The sequence below is a fragment of the Nostoc cf. commune SO-36 genome, assembly GCF_023734775.1.
Lineage (GTDB): Bacteria > Cyanobacteriota > Cyanobacteriia > Cyanobacteriales > Nostocaceae > Nostoc > Nostoc commune_A.
Genome location: NZ_AP025732.1, coordinates 4163379 through 4185393 on the forward strand (window position 1 = coordinate 4163379; position 22015 = coordinate 4185393).

At 39.2% G+C, this 22015-nt stretch carries 12 protein-coding genes; 10 read left to right on the forward strand and 2 right to left on the reverse strand.

Going from position 1 to position 22015, the window contains the following annotated elements; genetic code table 11:
• Positions 1 to 214: 214 nt before the first annotated feature.
• The 6 genes from ANSO36C_RS18765 (at position 215) to ANSO36C_RS18790 (ending at position 9476) form a co-directional block, all read left to right on the forward strand.
• Positions 215 to 3124 (forward strand): non-ribosomal peptide synthetase, encoded by a 2910-nt coding sequence (locus tag ANSO36C_RS18765; protein WP_251955762.1) that lies wholly within the window; start codon positions 215 to 217, stop codon positions 3122 to 3124.
• Between the two features lie 7 nt (positions 3125 to 3131).
• A complete protein-coding gene (locus ANSO36C_RS18770) occupies positions 3132 to 3398 on the forward strand; it encodes a phosphopantetheine-binding protein (protein WP_251955763.1) in 267 nt (88 codons plus the stop codon).
• Between the two features lie 141 nt (positions 3399 to 3539).
• Positions 3540 to 4325 (forward strand): thioesterase domain-containing protein, encoded by a 786-nt coding sequence (locus tag ANSO36C_RS18775; protein WP_251955764.1) that lies wholly within the window; start codon positions 3540 to 3542, stop codon positions 4323 to 4325.
• Between the two features lie 61 nt (positions 4326 to 4386).
• Positions 4387 to 7665, forward strand: coding sequence for a non-ribosomal peptide synthetase (locus ANSO36C_RS18780; protein WP_251955765.1), 3279 nt, complete (start codon positions 4387 to 4389; stop codon positions 7663 to 7665).
• Positions 7666 to 7941: 276 nt separating this feature from the next.
• The gene (locus ANSO36C_RS18785) at positions 7942 to 8559 is read left to right on the forward strand and encodes a glycosyltransferase (RefSeq protein ID WP_251955766.1); all 618 of its coding nucleotides are present in this window, start codon (positions 7942 to 7944) and stop codon (positions 8557 to 8559) included.
• A 128-nt stretch (positions 8560 to 8687) separates the two neighbouring features.
• Positions 8688 to 9476 (forward strand): glycosyltransferase, encoded by a 789-nt coding sequence (locus tag ANSO36C_RS18790; protein WP_251955767.1) that lies wholly within the window; start codon positions 8688 to 8690, stop codon positions 9474 to 9476.
• A gap of 128 nt (positions 9477 to 9604) precedes the next feature.
• Here the strand turns inward: ANSO36C_RS18790 and ANSO36C_RS18795 are convergent, their stop codons facing one another.
• A complete protein-coding gene (locus ANSO36C_RS18795) occupies positions 9605 to 10705 on the reverse strand; it encodes an alpha/beta fold hydrolase (protein ID WP_251955768.1) in 1101 nt (366 codons plus the stop codon).
• Between the two features lie 416 nt (positions 10706 to 11121).
• Here ANSO36C_RS18795 and ANSO36C_RS18800 point away from each other — a divergent pair, with 416 nt between their 5' ends.
• Positions 11122 to 12069 (forward strand): hypothetical protein, encoded by a 948-nt coding sequence (locus ANSO36C_RS18800; RefSeq protein ID WP_251955769.1) that lies wholly within the window; start codon positions 11122 to 11124, stop codon positions 12067 to 12069.
• Between the two features lie 97 nt (positions 12070 to 12166).
• Here the strand turns inward: ANSO36C_RS18800 and tnpC are convergent, their stop codons facing one another.
• Complete coding sequence (tnpC, locus tag ANSO36C_RS18805) at positions 12167 to 13738, reverse strand: IS66 family transposase (RefSeq protein WP_251955770.1); 1572 nt, start codon at positions 13736 to 13738, stop codon at positions 12167 to 12169.
• Between the two features lie 784 nt (positions 13739 to 14522).
• On the opposite strand from tnpC, the gene ANSO36C_RS18810 reads away from it, so the two are divergent.
• The 3 genes from ANSO36C_RS18810 to ANSO36C_RS18820 all read left to right on the forward strand — a co-directional run bounded on the left by ANSO36C_RS18810 (position 14523) and on the right by ANSO36C_RS18820 (position 21818).
• Positions 14523 to 17813 (forward strand): amino acid adenylation domain-containing protein, encoded by a 3291-nt coding sequence (locus tag ANSO36C_RS18810; RefSeq protein WP_251955771.1) that lies wholly within the window; start codon positions 14523 to 14525, stop codon positions 17811 to 17813.
• Positions 17782 to 19236: a class I SAM-dependent methyltransferase gene (locus ANSO36C_RS18815; protein WP_251955772.1), complete on the forward strand. Its 1455-nt coding sequence runs from the start codon at positions 17782 to 17784 to the stop codon at positions 19234 to 19236. The genes ANSO36C_RS18810 and ANSO36C_RS18815 overlap by 32 nt, the downstream gene beginning before the upstream one ends.
• Before the next feature lie 989 nt (positions 19237 to 20225).
• Positions 20226 to 21818 carry a glycosyltransferase family 39 protein gene (locus ANSO36C_RS18820; RefSeq protein WP_251955773.1) on the forward strand — a complete coding sequence of 531 codons (1593 nt, stop codon included), beginning with the start codon at positions 20226 to 20228 and terminating at the stop codon, positions 21816 to 21818.
• Positions 21819 to 22015: the final 197 nt, after the last annotated feature.

Below are 22015 nucleotides of genomic sequence, written 5' to 3' on the forward strand. Positions count from 1 at the left end.
ATCCCGTTTATACAGGCGTTGAACCGTCGTAAATTAGCAAAGATATTGACTATAACTGGATGGTTTTACCGTAGTATTTAACCGTCCTATTTAGGCTGCTGGAACAACTGTCGATTTAGTTAGGGCAATAGCAAGTTAAAATAGACCGACAAGCGCCAATTATAGTTGCCACGCCAGTAGCGCAGATGTTATGCCATTTCACTAAATAATTGTTATGAGCGAGTCTATTTTCAGTAGCCTCACGGGTGATGAAGAACTTAATTTTTCTGAAGAAACAGAGGTTTTTGTCTTCCCCACTTCTTTCGCCCAGCAGCGATTGTGGTTTCTCGACCAATTAGCATCGGGCAATCCATTTTACAATGTATCAACAGCACTTTGCCTAAAAGGTTCCCTCAACTTCACTGCCTTAAAGCAGACATTCAACGAAATTGTCCGTCGCCACGAAACCTTACGTACTACGTTTGTGATGGTACAGCAACCAGTCCAAGCGATCGCACCCAGCTTAAGCATACCTCTTCCCCTAATAGATATACGCGATTTCGACCAAGAATCTGAGACAGAAGTACGGCGAATCGCAACCGCAGAAGCTCAACATCCTTTCAATCTCACCACCGGGCCATTGCTGCGAGTGAAGCTGCTACAAGTAGATGAAGCAGAATATGTGCTGCTGCTAAATCTACATCACATTGTTGCCGATGGCTGGTCAATTGGGGTGTTAATTAGAGAATTGGGGGTATTATATAAAGCCTTTGTAGAAGATAACCGATGTCCGATGTCTACGCTTCTGCCAGAATTACCCATTCAGTATGCAGATTTCGCCCAATGGCAACGGGAGTGGCTGCAAGCAGTGGGGGCAAACGGCTGTTCGCCTTTACAAACGCAGTTAGCTTATTGGCAAAAGCAATTAGACGGGATTTCGGTGCTGAATCTCCCCACCGACCGAGTAAGACCAGCAGTTCCAACCTACAGGGGTGCAAAACAATTTTTAGAACTACCACACTCTTTAACTCAAGCGCTAGAGACACTTAGTTACCAAGAAGATGTAACCTTGTTTATGACAATGCTTGCAGCGTTTCAGACTTTGCTCTATCGCTACACGCAACAAGAGGATATTGTAGTAGGTTCAGCGATCGCTAATCGTAATCGTAGCGAACTAGAAGGGTTAATTGGGTTTTTTGTCAATAGTTTGGTGTTACGTAGCGATTTATCAGGGAACCCGACGTTTCAAGAATTATTAAATCGAGTGCGAGAGGTAACTTTAGGAGCATACAGCCATCAAGATTTGCCCTTTGAAAAGTTGGTGGAAGAACTTCACCCAGAGCGAGATTTGAGCCGCCATCCCTTATTTCAAGTCGTATTTAGTCTGCAAAATACTCCCATTGAAGCACTAGAGTTACCTGGGTTAAAGCTTTCATTATTCGACTTCGACAACAAAATTGCAAAGCTTGATTTAGAGTTCCATCTGTGGCGAGACTTGGAAACTCTGAAAGGGGAAGTCGTATATAGCACCGATTTATTTGATCAAAGCACCATCACGCGAATGCTGGGGCATTTCCAAATACTTTTAGAAAGTATTGTTGTCAATCCAAAACAGTGTATTTCAGATTTAGCTTTGCTTACTGAAAAAGAACGACAGCAATTATTAATTGATTGGAATGACACTAAGAAAAGTTACCCAGATAATAAGTGTTTCCATCAGTTATTTGAAGCCCAGGTAAAGCAAACACCCGATGCCACTGCACTAGTATTTGGTAATCAACAAATCACATACAAAGAGTTAAATATACGCAGCAACCAACTTGCACATTATCTCCAAAAAATAGGTGTAGAAACTGAAACTTTAGTTGGCATTTGTGTGGAGCGAACGCCAGAGATGATCATCGGGCTATTAGGCATCCTCAAAGCTGGTGGCGCATACCTACCTTTAGATCCCAGCTATCCTCAAGAGCGTCTAGACTTCATGTTGGAAGATGCACAAGTTTCAGTGTTACTAACACAAGAAAAATTACTTGACAATTTTACAGAATTTTCAAATCCAATTATTTGTATAGATCGAGATTGGACAACTATTACACAATATAGTTCAGAAAACCCAAACAGTTATGTAACACTTGAAAACTTAGCTTATATTATCTACACCTCTGGCTCAACAGGGCAGCCAAAAGGCATTTTAATCGAACACCGAGGACTGTCTAATTTAGCAGCAGATCAGATTGAGGTTTTTAACTTACAACCGAGTAACCGCATTCTGCAATTCGCATCATTGAGCTTCGATGCTTCAATTTTTGAGATTGTAATGGCATTGCAAATAGGAGCAACCCTTTATTTAGCAAACAAAGAATGGCTTCTACCTGGAAAAGCTTTGCTTCAACTATTACGCGAAAAAGCTATTACTCACATCACCCTCCCACCTGCGCTTTTGGCAGTTTTACCTATAGAATCACTCCCCGCATTACAAACTATTATTTGTGCAGGCGAATCATGTTCTGAGGATATAATAAAACGTTGGTGGAGTCCTAGCCGGAAGTTTTTTAACGCTTACGGGCTTACTGAAGCAACCGTTTGGTCAACTGTTGCCGAAATTAAATCTGTGAGTGCTAAACCACCTATTGGCCGCCCAATTGCTAATACTGAAATTTATATACTAGATAAGCATTTACAACCTGTACCAATTGGGATTTCAGGCGAATTATACATCGCTGGTGATGGGCTAGCACGAGGCTATCTCAATCGTCCTGAATTAACTGGCAAAAAGTTTATTCCCAATCCTTTTAATGGTAAAAAAGGAGCTAGGCTTTACAAGACGGGTGATTTAGCCCGATATCGAACAGACGGTAATATCGAATTTTTAGAACGCGTCGATAATCAAGTAAAAATTCGTGGCTTCCGCATTGAGTTATCAGAAATAGAAACAGTTATAAACCAGCATAATAATGTAGAAAAAGCAATTGTAATTGCTCAAGGTAATCTATACGATCGCAAACATTTAGTAGCTTACATTGTTTCTAAGTCACCCCAGGAGCAAACAATTATTGAACTACGTCAATTCTTAAAAGAAAAATTACCAGAATACATGATTACCAAAAGCTTTTGTAATTCTGGATTCTCTGCCGTTAACGGCTAATAACAAAGTGGATTGTTATGCACTAAAAGCAATTGATACTCAGAGCCGCTCAATAGATAAAGCCTTTATTGCTCCTCGGACTCCAACTGAGTCAACCTTGGCAAAAATCTGGGCTGAAGTCCTTAATGTTAAGAATATAGGTATTCATGACAACTTTTTCGATTTAGGAGGTAATTCGCTGCTGGCTGTACGTTTATTAGACCAGATAAACAAACAATTTGAGGGTGATTTACCCTTATCTAATCTATTTTTAAATCAAACAATTCAAATTTAGCAATTGCTCTATCTTCTAAAATAGATTCTCTAGCGTGGTCTCCTTTACGTTTCCGATTCAACCGAATGGTTCAAATCCGCCTTTCTTCTGCGTTCATCCAATCTTTGTGTTGTCTTCCCTTATTATGAATTAGCTCATCAATTGGGTGAAAATCAGCCATTTTATGGACTACAGCCTATTGGAATTGATGGGGAAACTCCATTAAATCGCATTGAGGATATGGCTACCCGCTATATTGAAGCATTACGCTCAGTACAACCGAAAGGCCCTTATTTTATAGGAGGTTGGTCTTTCGGAGGTTGGGTTGCTTTTGAGATGGCTAAACAACTTGAAAATTCTGGGGAAGAAGTAGCTTTACTTGCTGTGCTTGACACTGTAGCACCAATTAAGAGCAATCTACCTTCTTTGAGTAATGCTTTGAAGTTTATTTTTACTACAGTAGTGCCATATATGTGGCCTTTTTTCCTCGATTATTTGCGTCTAATTACTGCTCCTAGTAAGAACGGAATTAATAGACTAACTTCTCGATTTTATAATTTTAAGGAATTGTTGCGATCGCTAAAAACAAATCTGTTCTCGCATTTCATCCAAAAGGAGGATGCCACAGTCAATCTTATATCTAAAGAATCTAAGCGAAGGCTTTTAAGTGAGTCGGCAATTGTGCCTATGCTTCGTGTTTTTTATGCTAATAGCCAAGCAGTTCTCAATTACGTTCCGCAAGTCTACCCTAAGCGAATTAATCTTTTCAGAACAAAAGTTCAGTTAAACATTGCCGAGGAAGAACCGAGTATGGGTTGGGATCATTTAGCTGTGGGAGGAACAGAAATTCATCATATTCCTGGCAATCACCTAACTATGCTGAGGAAACCCCATATTCAGGTTCTTGCGGCACAGTTAAGAGGCTGTATTGAGAAAGGGAAAGCATAAGCTTTAATTGTAACGAACCGCAGAGGCGCAGAGAAAGCAGAGAGAATAAAGAGAGATTTTTATGAGTGATTTAGGATTGCTATTGTCTTCTGAAGAGGTTTTTGTCTTTCCAGTATCTTTTGCCCAACAACGGTTATGGTTTCTTGACCAGTTGAACCCTGACAATACTATTTATAATGTACCGACAGTAATTCGCTTAACAGGTTCGCTTAACTTAACGGCACTGGAGCAGACTTTTAACGAAATTGTGCGTCGCCATGAAACTTTACGCACGACATTTATAGTGTTAGATGGGCAACCTCTACAGGCTATTGCGCCCAGCTTAACAATATCTATTTCTGTATTAGACCTCCAGCTACTGCCAGATGGTGAAAGAGAAGTTCAAGTAAACAGCATTATTAACGCAGAGATAGAACATCCCTTCGATTTATCCTCCGGGCCATTGCTGCGAGTGAAGTTGCTTGTACTTTCTAACACAGAACATATTCTATTACTGAATATGCACCACATTATCTGCGACGATTGGTCTATTGGGGTGCTGATTCGGGAACTAGGAATGCTGTATACAGCTTTTGCACAAAACCAGCCTTCCCCTTTATTAGAACTGCCTCTTCAATACGCCGACTTTGCTCACTGGCAACGTGAGTGGCTACAAGGAGAAGTACTGCAAACGCAATTAACTTATTGGCAGCAGCAATTAAATGGTATTTCTATGCTGCATTTGCCTACCGACAAACCAAGACCAGCTATACAAAGCTATGAAGGTGCAACACAATTTTTTGAGTTACCAAAAAAGCTAACTGATGCATTAGAAAAGCTTTCGCAGCAAGAAGGTGTAACTTTTTTTATGATGCTGCTGGCAGCATTTAAAACTTTGCTCTACCGCTACACAGATCAAAAAGATATTGCGGTAGGTTCGCCAATTGCTAACCGTAATCGTAGCGAAATAGAAGGTCTAATTGGGTTTTTTGTCAATAGTTTAGTACTACGCAGCAATTTATCTGGCAACCCGACTTTCCGAGAATTTTTAGGCAGAGTTCGAGAGGTAACACTAGGGGCTTATAGCCAGCAAGATTTGCCATTTGACAAACTAGTTGAAGAACTGCATCCAGAACGAAACTTGAGCTATCATCCGTTATTTCAAGTAGTGTTTAGTTTGCAGAATGCACCAATGTCGGCACTAGAACTGCCTGGATTAGTGCCTAGTTTTATGAATATTGACTTAAAAAAAACCCGCTTTGATTTAGAACTACACTTGTGGAAGTGTTCTGATGATTTTAGGAGTTTATGGGGTGCAAACTGGGAAAATTCTGAAGGACTGCGTGGCGTAATAGTTTACAACACAGATTTGTTTGATAAAGCTACTATCAGCCGGATGCTGAAGCATTTTAAAACTCTGTTGTCAAGCATTGTTGCAAATCCAGAACAACGAATTGCAAATTTACCACTATTAAGTGAAGCAGAGCTACATCAGATATTAGTGGAGTGGAATAACACTAATGCAAATTATCCTGATGATAAGTGTATCCATCAATTGTTTGAAGAACAGGTACAATATCATCCTGATTCTATAGCAGTAATCTTTGGTAACGAGCAACTCACTTATCAACAGTTGAATAATCGCAGCAATCAACTAGCAAAATATTTACAAAAAATCGGGGTTGGTTCAGAAACTTTAGTAGGTATTTGTATTTCACAGTCTATAGAAATGATAGTTGGCTTATTAGGCATTCTGAAAGCAGGAGGAGCATATCTCCCTTTAGATTCCAGCTATCCTCAAGAACGCTTAAAGTTTATGCTGGAAGATGCACAGGTTTCAGTATTGCTAACACAAGAAAAGTTGCTTAAGTCTTTTGAATACTTTTTAAATCCAATTGTTTGCATAGATAAAGACTGGGAAATTATTACTCAAGAAAACAAAAATAACCTTGATAGCGCTACATCTAACAACTTAGCTTATGTTATTTACACTTCTGGCTCTACAGGTAAACCCAAGGGAGTAGCTATAGCTCACAAAGCTGTAAATCGGCTAGTTTGTAATACAAACTATATAAAGTTGTCAGCATCAGATAAAATCGCCCAAGCCTCAAACACTTCTTTTGATGCAGCAACATTCGAGATTTGGGGAGCGCTACTTAACGGCGCTCAACTTATAGGTGTTAGCAAAGATGTAATCCTTTCGCCTCATGAGTTTGCATTACAGCTAAAACAAAAAGAGATTAGTGTCTTGTTTTTGACAACAGCTTTATTCCAACAGATTGCTAGAGATGTTCCGCAAGCTTTCGCTTCATTACGATATTTATTATTTGGTGGTGAGGCTGTTAATATAAGATGGGTTAAAAAAATTATCCAACATGGTGCGCCAAAGCATTTAATTCATGTTTACGGGCCTACAGAAAATACAACATTTTCATCTTATTATCATATCCAAGAATTACCAAAGTCAGCCACATTTATTCCCATTGGTTGCCCGATTAATAATACACAGATTTATATATTAGATACCCATTTACAACTTTTGCCCATTGGCGTTACTGGCGAATTATATATTGGCGGTGATGGTCTGGCACGAGAATATCTTAATCAGCCTAAATTAACTGCTGAACAATTTATTACAAATCATTTTAGTAATAATTCAAAAACACGTCTTTATAAAACGGGTGATTTAGCCCGCTATCTACCAGATGGCAATATTGAATTTTTAGGACGGAGTGACAATCAAGTAAAAATTCGTGGCTTCCGTATTGAATTATCAGAGATTGAAGCGGTGTTGAGTGAACATCTAGCAGTAAGAGAAACAGTGGTCATTGCTGATGAGGACATACCTGATAATAAATATTTGGTGGCTTATATCGTTCTTGATGTAGTAAAGCTATCAGATATAGCATCTACACTACGTAAGTACTTGAAAAAAAAGTTACCAGAATACATGATACCAACAGCTTATGTGGTGCTGGAATCAATACCATTAACACCTAATGGTAAAATAGACCATCGTGCTTTACCTAGACCCGATATAGTAAGTTTTGATAGATATGATTATGTAGCGCCGCGATCGCAACTTGAAGAGTTACTTGGAGAAATTTGGGCTAAAGTCTTGGGAAAAGAGCAGATAAGCGTTCATGATAATTTCTTTGAATTGGGTGGACATTCTCTACTAGCGACTCAGTTAGTTTCCCGAATCCGAGATACCTTTCAAATAGATGTAACTGTACGCAATTTGTTTGAAGCACCAACTATTGAACAACTTGCTAAGTATATTGATACAATGCTTTGGGCAGCAAAAGGTGCTGATAAAACTGAAACTACGGGACAAGAGCGAGAAGACGTTGAATTTTAAGGATAAACATCACCTTACCATTTATGTCATCGGGTATATGTGCGCGAGCCGCAGTAGCGATTAACTTAAACATTAGGAAAATACGCGAATTGGCTGGGTTTAAGCTAAAGGGAATCAATAAAAGCCCTTTGACTTTAGTTGTTGATGGTATTTATCTACAGCCTCACTGCCTGCGTTTTGTAGTCTTGGGAGTTTTTAATAAGCTCACTAAGCTGTTATGCTGCCATCTTCAGGCAAAATCTCTAGTGGAAATCAACCTGTATTAGGAAGTGGGCGATGCATATTGGATTTCTCAACCCTCAAGGCAATTTTGATTCAGCCAATAGTCATATAACAAAACACCCAGATTTTGGGGGTCAGCTGGTCTACGTTAAGCAAGTCGCCATAGCCATAGCTCAAATGGGCCATAAAGTTGATATTATCACCCGTCAAATCATTGATCCAGAATGGCCAGAGTTTGCTGAAACATTTGAGACATATCCAGGGGTCGATAACGTCCGCATTATCCGTTTACCTGCTGGCCCAAAAGAATTTCTCCCTAAAGAGTTGTTATGGCCTCATCTGGTCGCTGATTGGATACCCAACATCTTGAAATTTTATCAAGAAGAAGGAGGCTTACCTGATGCTATGACTGCTCACTATGCCGATGGAGGACTGTGTGGCGTTCTAATTCAAGAGGAGACAGGCATACCTTTTACCTTTACGGCTCATTCTCTCGGCGCTCAAAAGATAGACAAACTGGAAGCCACCCCAGAAAATCTTACAGAAATAGACGAGCAATTTAATTTCAGATATCGCATCTTAGCCGAACGCCTGAGCATGAATCGCTCGGCTATTAATATCACCAGTACACGACAAGAACGCTTTGAACAGTATTCTCATCGAGTTCTATAGTGGTGCAGTGGATGTAAACAACGACAACCGTTTTTGCAGTAATTCCACCGGGAGCAGATTTCTCGATTTTTGGTGCAAAGGCACGTTCCGAAAATGAGGAAGCTACCCAAGAGTTCATTCAGGAACGATTGGCACGAGACATTGCAGAAGCCCGTCGAGATTTGCCCGTCATTTTAGCATCCAGTCGATTAGAGCCGAAAAAAAACATATTAGGGTTAGTGCAAGCCTTCGCAATGAGTCCAACACTTCAAGAACGAGCTAACTTGATGCTAATTACAGGAGGGCTGGACGATCCTTTACGAGAGGAGGCTAGTGACGGCATAGCTGAAGAGGTATTAGCCCCCATTCGGGAACTGGTCAAAGAAAAAGACTTGTGGGGCAAGGTGAGTGCCTTTGGCTTATCAGATCAGTCTCAAGAGTCACTGGCAGCAGCCTATCGGTTTATGGTTAAACGCCGCTCAGTATTTGCGCTGACGGCACTTTACGAACCCTTTGGGCTTGCTCCCTTAGAAGCAGCCGCCGCAGGTTTGCCAGTGGTAGCAACCAAGAACGGTGGCCCTAGCGAGAGCTTCCAACAGGGAAATAAGGAATATGGTGTACTCGTTGACCCAGAAGATCCTGCTGATATTGCACGAGGGTTGGAGCGGTTGCTATGTGATGCTAATGAGTGGGACTCTTTTGCCCAGGCTGGTCAGCAACGGGTGCTGAAGACTTACACTTGGGAATCTACTGCTGAAAACTATCTGACTATGCTTGAGCAGATTCTGTCTTCACCGGAAAACCGCCCTCGTGCTGAACTCCTTCCCATCCATCCCTACTTCCGTAATCCAGAATCGCAGACCGATGTTTTTTTAGAAGAATTGAGCGACCTCTACTTTGGAAGTAATCAAAAAGTACTAAGTACAGCATTTCCTTAATTCGTAGCGAATTCTTTGCGTACCTCTGCGTTCCTACCCTGCGGGAAGGCGACGCGCCTATGCGTTTAAATAAATTTCAACCCTCAACTCGCCACGATTCCACGTAAAGCTGTACTAAGTACATCTAGCTATGAGCAGCCAATAGAAAACGCGCTGACTGCTTCGGCAAACTGCTGGTTTTGTTCCATCAACGCCATGTGTCCACCTGGTTTTAGGGTGACTCTTTCAGAGTAAGGCAATTCTGCTTTCATGCGATCGCTCGCCACAGGTTTAGTTGCTATATCTGAAGCCCCACACATTACCAGTACAGGAACGTTAATAGTTGCAAGTGTTTTTGTTTCGTCGAATTTCAACATTCCCAGCGTGCCACGAGCCAGAACACCAGGCGAACCCAATGCTGATAATAAACCTGCAAAACTTAATTGACCGCGTGTTTCAGTACCCGTAAATCCAGATAGTTCGACGGTGATGTACAGCGAACCATTGAAATACGAGAGCCAAGTAATCAACCAAAAAATCGGCCACAAGACGATAGTCAGGTACAACACAGGTTCGAGTAGCGGTTTCTGCAATTTCTGTACCAGATTGCTAAAGATGCAAGTTTTTACCGGATTGGTGTAAGTAGTATCTACAAGAATTAAGCCAGCTACCCGACTCCCTAATTGGTCTGGAAACAGGCGACAGAATGTTAGGTTAATCATCCCACCCATGCTGTGTCCCACCAAGATAACAGGTTTATCGCCTGCTATGGCAATTACAGCTTCCAAGTCACGGGCATATTTTTCTATAGAGTGATCGTTATTTTTCGGTTTAGAGGATTTTCCTAACCCTGGTAGATCCCAAACAATTACTCGGAAGCGATCGCTCAATTGTCGCTTGGCATAATACCATATAGTACTGTTTGGCCCCCAACCATGTGACAAAATAATTGGTTGACCATCCTCAGGGCCAAAAAACTCTACTTGCAACACGCTCCCATCTGGACGTGGCAAGCGCTGCACGGTTTCACTACGCATAAATTTGGGTTCCTCGTTTCCAGGACGGCGCAGCAGTGGCAAACTGATAAAACGGCCGCCAAAAGTCCACAGAACCATTACTAGTCCAGCTACTAAGTAAGATGTTCCTGCAAGTTCTCCTTCGTACCACTCATAGAGAATGTAGATTCCCCCGCCAAGTATCCCAACGGACAGCACTTGAACCAGCCATATAAGTAGAAAATTATGAGGCATGAATATCATGAGCCTAAACCTTGCGATATCTTGTTAACTGCTTTTAGCTTCATACCATAGTTAGAAGCATCCAAATTTCACTCGCAAGAATGATTTATCCAGTTTTGTATAATAATGACTTTTTAAGAGTAAGGTATTTCTGCTTTCGTGCGATCGTTCACCACAGGTATTGTCACTATATCTGAAGCCCTACACATTATCAATATAGGAACATTTATAGTTGCAAATTTTTGTGTTTCGTCGAACCTCAACATTGCCAGTATGCCACGAGCCAGAACCCAGGTGAACCCAATACTGATAATAGACCTGCACTCAGGTTCACCATTAATGGGTAGATATATACTCCTTGGGCTAGGGGTAATTATTAAGATTAATAGTTAGCTTAAGAATGAAGCTAATTGAATGTATAAAGTATTATGAATGACAACAAGCAACCTTTGAATCAAACTGATGCCAATCCTCTTTTTCGTGAAGAAAAGATTGTTAAAAGTGAGAATGATAAAAAATTGCCTTTAAATCAAGTTGAAGAAAATTCTGAATCCAACTCAGAAGAAACATCAGACTCTTCATCCGGTTCAGGCATTAGTGCTAGAGTAGCTGGAGCCGCAATTGGTGGCGTACTAGGCGCTCGCTCTGGAGGCATTATCGGTGCTGTCGCAGGCTCAGTTGCAGGTGCCATCATTGGTAAGGGAACTGCTGATACAGTTAACCGCGCTGTAGATAATTTAGGGGATGCGGCTAACTCTGTAGCAGAGGGTGTTAAGCATTCTATAGAAGATATAGGCACAGCAACCAAGGAAACGATTGAAGAAGTCAAGCCATCTATCAAAGGGACAGCAGAAGCTGTCAAGCAAACAGTTGAAGAGTCCAAGCCTTCTATTAAAGGTATAGCTGAATCAGTTAATGAGACGGTTAAAGAGGCTAAACCTTCTGTAGTAGACGCAGTTAAGAACGTATCTGAAGAAGTCAAACCTACGATTAGAGACGTAAAAGGGTCAGTTCAGCACACAATCGAAGGTGTTCAACCTTCTGTAGAAAGGGCTGCTAACTCTATTAAAAGCGTTACTGATGAAATTAAGCCTTCTGCCAAAGCTGTAGCTAAGGAAATTGAAGGTGCTACTAAGGATGTTCGCTCAACTGTCAAGGGAACAGCGAAGGCAGTCGAACCATCTGTAAAAAGTGCAGCCGAATCCCTCAAATCCTCAGCCAAGAGTGCAACTGATTCAGTTAAATCATCTGCTCAAAATGCGGCAGAATCTGCCAAGAAGGAAGTTAACGATAACCATACCCCTATCTCTAGCAACCCATCGCCAGAAGTCGTTATCATCAACAAAGACGGAATTATTGAAGACAAGACTAGATAAAAACGTAATCGACCACGGGGCGATCGCAAATTACAACAAAGTTAAACCCATTGAGATCAAAGAGTTAGAGGTCAAAAGAAGCAGATAGCAGACTGATTCAATTTGAGAAATCAAACTGTATAAATTCGTGGGTTTTAAGCAGCATTTTTGACTCTTCAGCAGTGGCAAGAACTTGTGGAAGTAAAGAAGGAGTTGGCTGACCTTGGCGTTTAGCACTAACGGCTTGAGTCAAAAATTCCAAGACATTTCGACGCTGAGACTTAAGAGTGGTCACAACAGTCAACATCCTTTGCACAAAATAACTACCAGCCTGGGTTTGAGAACCAAAACTGGTACGTCGCCATATAACAGCAGGACGTATCGCCCTTTCAGCAGCATTATTAGTTGGTTCTACACCCTCAACTGTCACAAACAACCATAAAGCAGGTTCAACTTTCAGTATTTGGCGGCAAGTGCGGACAGTTTTAGCTAGTGGTGTTTTTTCCTTGGAACCAATCTCATAATTGGCAGCTTCTTCTAGAGAGGAATTAATGGTATTACGAATTGGTTGGACTAAAAGCTGAAACTCACAACGCTTCAAAGTTCCGTCTCTAACTCGATGCCACAGTTCAAATAATTTTTCTTGTTGTTTGACCAGAGCATTTCCGATGTCGCTTGAAACTCCGGGACGCTCGGATATTTTGATGAATTCTCGTTTCAAGTGTGCCCAGCACAATTGGCGTTGCTCTAAACCCACCCAATTGTATGCTGCATACCGATCTGAATTTAAAATCCCGCGAAAGTTTTCACCCAATAGATTACGGGCTGCATCCGAACAACGGGAAAGGGCAATCTCAAAAAACGTCACTAGTGGTGTAACCGCAACCCACAGCCAACCAAGACTTTTTTTGTCATTGCATCCATCAACATTTCCTTGGAAGAAGCTTGTTTCATCAGCTCCAACTACTTGGGAGTTCTGGACGTATATTTTCGCTTCTTCAACTGCACTTTCGACTGCATTGCTTGCTTCAAGTCTCAGGTTATTGACTGTACCCAAGGACATCGAAATTCCAAATATATCTAGCATGGCACTCTGCACCATCCTTTGACTGTGGCGGTAAAGTCCACTCAATACAGTTACAAGAGCCACTACTCTTACACCATAGCCACTTGGATACACATCTTGTGGTAATGTTGCACGAGTTAAAGTACCGCATTCCCCACACATTAGTTGGTGCAGGCGATGTTCTACGATTATTGGGCTGATGGGGGGAATTTCTACGATCTGGTGGCGGTAAGGGTTGGCATCTTCTCCTAATAATATTTCTCCGCAACACCTACAGGTCTTTGGATGGTGGTCTAAAACACTTTCACATTCGGACACATCGTACAAAAACCGACTATGACCCTTGTGCCCTGGTTGCCCCCCTCGCTTTTTACCACTCTTCTTTTTTTCTGGTTTTTTTTCGGCATGAAGTGGATCTAAAGACGGCGGAGATGAGGAATTTTTTGATGTGCAATTGATTTTTTCTAATAGTTCTTGCTGTTTGGCCTCAAGTTCCGCCAACTTTTCTTCTGATTTCTTGATATGCTGCCCCATTCTCTCCACCAGTTGTTTGACCCTGGCTGGAGTCAGGTACCAATCTGAGTCGGAAATTTCAATTCCGTAGGCGAGACAGTTTTCTTCCATGCCTCTTAATCTACCATCTACCTGTACCTATTTTTCACAGTAGCAGCACAACTTCTGTGAACGGTTACATAAAAACTAGCCTTTAAGCAAAGTTCCAGCTAGGGTGGATTTAACAAAAAGTGAACCTTTTGTTTAGAAGGAGTGAACTAGCGATCGCGCTATAATTAGGGAACTTCAAAAATTAAGCTATCCCGAATTTTCTGTGAATAGGGTGCGTCAGTACAAATAATTCCTTGGTATTTTGAGGTTTTATCTGACTGAAGCACCCTAAATATTGGATATTTTTTACTTTGGAGTCTCTTAGCTACAGACAAGACTTTTATTTAATTTGTAGGAAGCTTACAACTCGAAAGGGCTTCTTCTCTACTCTCCACCTACATAAATAATAAATTCAAAAATCAAAGCGGATTACCATAAGCTAAAAAACATCTAATTTGCATAATCGAATTAAACATAACTCCTCTCCCGCATTTCTCACAAGCTCCCCTGCTCCCTTCGCGGGTGAAGTAATGAGTAAGGAGTAATGAGTAAAGAATCTTACTTATTACTCATTACTTATTACTTATTACTCATTACTTATTTAATTAATGAGATGTGGTGATAAATTCAGGCTCTGGGGTGGTCATCTTGCCCGCCAAACTTATGTAATTTAAATGTGGAATAGTCTACCATAGTTACATTTATGAAACTTTCACCCCCAGGAATGATTTATACGTTGTTACAAGTGTGATAAAAGATGAGATTAATTACTGGTAAGTAACAACTGTTGCGAAGGAGTATAATTTTGAATACAGTTGAGTTTTTATCTTATCTTCGCAGCTTAGATATTCAAATTTTTATTGATGGTGAAAAGTTTCGTTGTAACGCGCCTGAAGGAATTATTACAGCAGAACTGCGTGCAAAAATTCAAGAGCAGAAAGCAGAAATTATTGAATTTTTAAAAGCAACAAATCGTACTAATAACCACAGCTTTAGACCTCTTTTACCTATTTCAGGTTCTGAAAATCTTCCCCTCTCCTTTGCTCAACAACGACTGTGGTTTATTGACCAATTAATCCCTAATAATCCTTTCTATAACATTCCAGTAGCATTACATTTAACAGGTTCGCTAAATAATGCCGCATTAGAACAAACTTTTAATGAAATTGTGCGACGACACGAAGCTTTACGCACCAATTTTGTTATCCAGTCAGGGCAACCAGTTCAGGTAATTAATTCGACGCTAACGATACCTTTAACGATAATAGATTTACGGCAACTGCCACAAGCCGAACGAGAAATACAAGCACGACAATTTACTAACCAAGAAGCTCAACATCCTTTTAATTTATCAACTGATTCGTTGCTGCAAGTAAAATTGCTGTGGTTGGATGAGACAGAATACATCCTGTTGCTAAATATGCACCACATTGTCTCCGATGGTTGGTCTATTGGGGTGCTGATTCAAGAAATAGCAGCACTCTACACAGCCTTTACTAACAATCAGCCTTCTCCTCTGCCGAAACTTACAATTCAATATGCAGACTTTGCATACTGGCAACGCCAATGGTTGCAAGGGGAAGTATTAGAAAAGCAACTTGGTTACTGGCAAAAGCAATTAGACGACATTTCTATATTAAATCTACCAACCGACAGACCAAGGCTAGGTGTTCAAACTTATCAGGGTGCAAGGCAACCTCTGCAATTATCAAAAAATTTGAGCAAAGCACTTTTAGCTCTTGGACAGCAAGAAGGGGTAACTTTATTTATAACCTTACTAGCAGCATTTAAAGTTTTACTTTACCGCTACACACAACAAGAAGATATTGCGATCGGTTCACCTATTGCCAATCGCAATCGTAGTGAAATTGAGGGATTAATTGGTTTTTTTGTCAATAGCTTAGTACTGCGTACAGACCTATCAGGAAATCCAACTTTTCGAGAATTATTGAATCGAGTCAAAGAGGTAGCTTTAGGAGCATACAGCCATCAAGATTTGCCTTTTGAAAAACTCGTAGAAGAACTGCATCCAGAGCGGAACTTAAATCAAAATCCGCTCTTTCAAGTGGTATTTGCTCTGCAAAATGCGCCTATGTCAGCATTAGAGTTAACTGGTTTAACTTTAAGTCCGTTACCATTTGATACAGAAACAACACGCTTTGATTTGGAATTCCACCTGTGGGAGCCAAATACTCAAAATGGTTTATGGGTAGATAGCTCAGAAGGAATTAGTGGGTTTGTAATTTACAGTACTGATTTATTTGATGACGCCACTATCACCAGAATATTAGGACATTTTCAAACATTACTTGAGGGTATAGTTACAAATCCAGAACAACGAATTGCACAATTACCGCTTTTAAGTGAATCTGAACAACATAATTTATTAATTGGATGGAATAACACTCAGTTAGATTATCCTAAAGATAGATATATTCATCAGTTATTTGAGAATATTGCAGAGCAGAATCCTGATGCGATCGCACTAATATTTGGCGATGGTAAACTCACCTACAAAGAGTTAAATATACGCAGCAACCAACTTGCACATTATCTAAAAAAATTAGGAGTTAAAAGCGAAGTTTTAGTCGGGCTTTGTGTAGAACGATCTTTTGATATGGTAATCGGGATGTTGGGCATTCTGAAAGCAGGTGGAGCTTATGTGCCTCTAGATCCAAGTTATCCATCTGAACGTTTGGATTTTATGCTCAAAGATGCTCAAGTTTCAGTTTTACTAACTCACGAGCAATGGCTTGAACGTTTAGAAAATACTAATTCAAATATAATCTGTTTAGATAAAGATTGTAAAATTATTGCTCAAGAGATTGAAGATAATCTTTCTACTGAAGTTGTATTAGACAACCTTGCTTATGTAATTTATACCTCTGGCTCAACAGGAAAGCCTAAAGGCGTACAAATTGAACATAGAGGATTATTAAATCTAGTTTTTTGGCATCAAAAAGCCTTTGCGGTTTCACTTAGCGATCGAGTAACACAGATAGCCGGGGTTGCTTTTGACGCTTGTGGTTGGGAAATTTGGCCTTACCTTAGTGCTGGAGCAAGCATCTATATTGTAGATGATGAAATCAGGCGATCGCCTGAATATCTGCGAGATTGGTTAATATCGCAAAAAATCACAATTTCCTTCTTACCAACACCTATAGCAGAAAAGTTTTTATTATTAGATTTTCCTGAAGATGCTGCTTTACGAATATTGCTTACAGGTGGTGACAAACTAAATCAATATCCTTTAGCTTCGCACTCCTTTCAAGTGTATAATAATTATGGGCCAACTGAGAACACAGTTGTTACAACTTCTGGTCATATTTCTGTTACGAATAAAAACAATTTAGCACCTGTAATTGGCGGTGCGATCGCTAACACCCAAGTTTACATCCTAGATAAACATTTACAACCAGTACCTATAGGCGTACCAGGAGAATTATATATAAGTGGTAATGGATTGGCACGAGGTTATTTAAACTGTCCTGATTTAACTGCTAAATGCTTCATTTCTCATAGTTTTACTAATAAGTTAAAAGCACGACTTTATAAAACAGGTGATTTAGTCCGCTATAGAGTAGATGGCAACATCGAATTTTTAGCCCGCCTCGACGAGCAAGTAAAAATTCGTGGCTACCGCATTGAGTTAGGCGAAATTGAAGCAGTGCTGAGTCAGCATCCAGCAGTACAGCAAACTGTAGTAATAAGTCGTGAGTATGAAGAAGAAAAGCGTTTAGTAGCTTATGTAGTAGCAAAAGCTGAATACAGCAGTAAGCAGGAGAATGGACAATCAATACAATTGCAGAATGAGCAAGTTTTGCAATGGCAGATGCTCTATAACGAAACTTATAATCAACCTGCTGTTGATTCAGATCCAACATCGAATTTTGTTGGCTGGAACAGTAGTTATACAAATCAGCCTATTCCAGCAGAGCAAATGCATGAGTGGGTAAATAACCAAGTAGCGCAAATTTTGGCTTTGCAACCCAAGCGAGTGTTAGAAATTGGTTGTGGAACAGGTTTAATTCTGTTCAGAATTGCACCTCACTGCACTAAATATTGTGGAACAGACTTTTCCCCAGTTTTCACTTAACTACATTCAGCAGCACTTAGAAAAGCAAAAAATACCGCAAGTCACACTGTATCAGCAAATGGCTACTGACTTCGAGAAAGTAGAAACAGCAGCTTTTGATGCAGTAATTCTAAACTCAGTTGTACAATATTTTCCGAATATTGATTATCTAATTCGTGTATTAGAAGGTGCTGTAAAAGCGACTGCTCCAGGTGGCTTTATCTTCATAGGAGATGTGCGTAGTTTACCACTATTGCAAGCTTTCCATGCGTCAGTGCAACTCTATCAAGCTGAACCTTCTCTCACCCGTTCCGAATTACAGCAACGGGTTAAAATGCAAATTTTCCAAGAAACAGAACTGGTGATTGATCCAGCTTTTTTTAATGCAATAAAGCAATACTTTCCCCAAATTAGCAATGTACAAATTCAACTGCTGCGGGGATGCGAACGCAATGAATTAACTCAATTTCGGTACAATGTAATTCTTCATATTGATGATGAAACTATTAATAATACTGTAAATTATTCAGTACTGAACTGGTCTGAAGAGAATTTAACATTATCAGCAGTGCATCAGTTATTAATTGAAACTAAACCAGAAATATTATGTATTAATAATGTACCTAATGCGCGAGTGATGCCAGCAGTTAAAACAGCAGAATGGCTATCAGATATAGAAGGTTATAAAACTGTAGGTCAAATTCGTAAAGCTTTGCAAGAACTCGAAAATATAGGAGTAGAACTAGAAGACTTTTATATATTAGATATAAATTACAAAGTTGATATTACCTGGTCACGTTCAAGTATTGAAGGACACTATGATGTGGTTTTTGTACGCCAAAATATAATAGGAAAGACAGCTACTTTTCCACATAGCATAACTCAATTTCATTCCTGGCAATCTTACGCCAATAATCCTTTACAAGCCAAAGCTGTGCGTAAATTAGTGCCGCAATTGCAGACTTACATAGCACAAAAACTGCCTGAGTACATGATGCCATCAGCTTTTGTAATATTAGAGTCTTTACCTTTAACAGCTAATGGTAAAGTCAATCGCCGCGCTTTAAGAGGATTCTATGATGCAATTCAGCCCCAATTGTCTGAAAATTACATCGCACCTCGGACTCCCATAGAAAAAGCGCTAATGAAAATTTTTGCTGAGGTTTTAGGACTTAAGCGCTTAGGAATTTATGACAATTTCTTTAAATTAGGCGGTCATTCATTACTAGCAACTCAACTTGTCTCTAGAGTGCGCGATGATTTGCGTGTGGAGTTACCTTTGCGTAGCGTATTTGAAGCACCAACGATTGCACAAATATCTAAGATAGTGGAAAGCTTTAAAAAAAGCAATGCTCAAAGTAAAGTGCCAGTTTTAGTACCATTATCGCGTGAAAGTCGGCGGATTAAGTTATCTTCCTTAAACGAAGAGACTAAGGGGCGTTAGCACTATACCTCAAGTTGAGGCTCATTTTTTTGCTTGAAACGCTTGTAAATCAGCCTTTTAAGCGATGAAACAGCCCTGGGGGATTTAGGCGGATGTTCAACGATTTTGGTTTTGTACAAAAACGTGTACACCGTAGCTTAAGAGAGGAGAAAGTATGTTTCTTTTGTTTGCTACTATAGAAGCGTTTATAAACATATTTAGGGGTTTTAGTGACATTTGTCACTAATTTTTTGAGTGCGAACTACTGAATCAACGATGACCTTTTTCGTTCATTCTGCTGTAGTATATGGGACATCGCTACTTTTCCGCACGTGGTTAGCATGGAGCCAATTTGCTTAAATTATTGCTGCAAGTACCTTTTTGTTGGAGCTTGTGGCGATTATCTAAGTAAAATTATTGTGTTTTTTATTATCAATAGATATCTTTATAGTGTTTTCATACAAACTTTATGAATTTTTTTATTTTATACCAGTATTTTATGTGTTGATTAATTTATACTGTACGATGACAACGAAACAGCTGTATTTAGTATGGAATTATCTAGCCAAAAACTGCAAAATACTTGAAACTCATTTTATAAACATAATAAATTTTTAATTAAAATATTTTGCTTCTCTGTTAATAGGTAAGTTTTATCAATAATAAAAACTCCCTTGTGTTTAATTTATAGGTTATATAAATATTAATTTTAGTCAATTCACATATTGAAAGATACTAATTTATTTTGACCATTACCAACCGGTTACTAATTTACAAATGATTCCTGGTTAGAGGGAGAGTGGGTGACAAAATACGTAAGTTACAATGTTTGAGTTAACTTAAATCTCGCAGTTGCCCAACATAAAATAATTATTAGCCTCGTGCAATACGTGTGAGAAGATAAGATTTAAAATAAAATGCATATTAATAATCAAATTTGGTGATATTAAAGATAAACCTAACAAAAATGTACCACCCTTTATTAATAACTTAAGAGGATTAAAAACTACATGAAAAACCAATTGCCACATAACTGGATTATTTCTAAATCTTGGTTACGTTTTATAATCATAATTTTATTAGTAATAGGTGTGTTTTTTCGCTTTGTCAATATTGACAAAAAGCTTTATTGGGGTGATGAAGTTTTTTCATCGTTACGCCTATCTGGCTACACGCAATTAGAAATGAGAAAGCAGTTAAGTAATGGTCGTATTCTCAGCAGAGAAGATTTACTTAAATACCAGTATCCTAATAATGAAAAAGACGTAATTGATACAATTAAAGGGGTTATCATAGAAGACTCGCATATTTTGCCACTATACGTTTTGATGAGCCGCTTTTGGGTAGAGTTATTTGGCAATTCTGTAGCAGTGACAAGAAGTTTTTCAGTATTCATGAGTCTGCTCACCTTTCCTTGTCTTTATTGGCTATGTGAAGAATTATTTGAGTCTTCATTAATAGGGTGGATAGCCGTTGGTTTGGTAGCTGTTTCACCTATTCATGTCGTCTATGCACAAGAAGCACGAACATACAGTTTATGGATAGTAGCTATCTTAATATCGAGCATAGCACTGTTGCGAGCCATGCGTCTCAAAACAAAGGTTAGTTGGTGCATTTATACAGCAACGCTGGTACTAGGGTTTTATACACATTTGTTTTTTACGTTGGTTGCTTTTTCACAGGGAATTTATGTACTTATAATCGAACGCTTACGATTGAGTAAAATATCGATTTATTACCTGATTTCAGCGTTTACAGGGTTTATGGCTTTTGTACCTTGGATTTGGATTATTATTACTAACCCTCAACCAGAATCAGTAGCTTGGGCGAATATTAAAGAACCATTCTTTGCGTTATCTGCAAGGTGGGTTGGTGTTTTTAGTCGTGCATTTTTTGATTTTGGTGTTAGCCCTAGCGACCCAGGAAAACTTAAGATTGCCTTAATTCCTTTTATTTTAATTATTTTAGCTATAATGAGCTACTCAATTTATTTTCTCTGTCGAAAAGCTTATAAAGAAGTTTGGTTATTTGTCTTAACCTTAATTGGTTCTGTAATGCTTCCCTTACTATTAACGGATTTCGTGCTTCAAAAGCGATTAGTCACTAATCGATATACACTTCCATCCGTTTTAGGTATACAGTTAGCTGTTGCTTACCTATTTACCGCTAAGATCAGGTCTACTTCTAGTAAATCTTGGCAAAAAAAGCTCTGGTCTCTCATAGCACTTATGGTAATTATGGGCGAAGTTATATCTTGTATAGCCCACTATCAATCCCCTATTTGGTGGAATCAATTTCCTCGAGATAACCAAGAATATTCTAAAATTGCTAACATTGTTAATCAAGCTGATAAACCGCTTATCATTAGTGATGAAGATAACCTACTTCCACCAGTCGAAGTACTTACTTATTTGGTTGATCCAAAAGTGCGATTCCAAATTGTCGAAATAAATAAGTTACCAGAGATTACTAATGGTTTTACTGACATATTTTTGTTCTTGTTTAAGCCGTCTGACTTCTTAAAAACTGGAATTGAAAAAGTTTATAATTCAAAATTACAGCAGGTAAACCGCTTTCTCTGGAAAATAACAAAACCTAATTAAAAAATTCAGAATTCAGCAATATTTAAGTGGACAGTTTAGGATTTAGTCTCACTACTTATTGAATACCGTTAAATTTTGAATTTTGTGGGGAAGTTGAAGAAGTCAGAATTCAGCAGCCAGAATTCTGTTTTGTTAAAAATTAATATCAATTAACGTAATAACTGGCACAATTAGAACCAAAATATACTTTAATTAAA

What these genes read in the sequence shown, in the direction of transcription:
- ANSO36C_RS18765 (WP_251955762.1), top strand. Translation starts at nt 215, where the DNA reads ATGAGCGAGTCTATTTTCAGTAGCCTCACGGGTGATGAAGAACTTAAT.
- ANSO36C_RS18780 (WP_251955765.1), top strand. Translation starts at nt 4,387, where the DNA reads ATGAGTGATTTAGGATTGCTATTGTCTTCTGAAGAGGTTTTTGTCTTT.
- ANSO36C_RS18785 (WP_251955766.1), top strand. Translation starts at nt 7,942, where the DNA reads ATGCATATTGGATTTCTCAACCCTCAAGGCAATTTTGATTCAGCCAAT.
- ANSO36C_RS18795 (WP_251955768.1), bottom strand. Translation starts at nt 10,705, where the DNA reads ATGCCTCATAATTTTCTACTTATATGGCTGGTTCAAGTGCTGTCCGTT.
- ANSO36C_RS18800 (WP_251955769.1), top strand. Translation starts at nt 11,122, where the DNA reads ATGAATGACAACAAGCAACCTTTGAATCAAACTGATGCCAATCCTCTT.
- tnpC (WP_251955770.1), bottom strand. Translation starts at nt 13,738, where the DNA reads ATGGAAGAAAACTGTCTCGCCTACGGAATTGAAATTTCCGACTCAGAT.
- ANSO36C_RS18820 (WP_251955773.1), top strand. Translation starts at nt 20,226, where the DNA reads ATGAAAAACCAATTGCCACATAACTGGATTATTTCTAAATCTTGGTTA.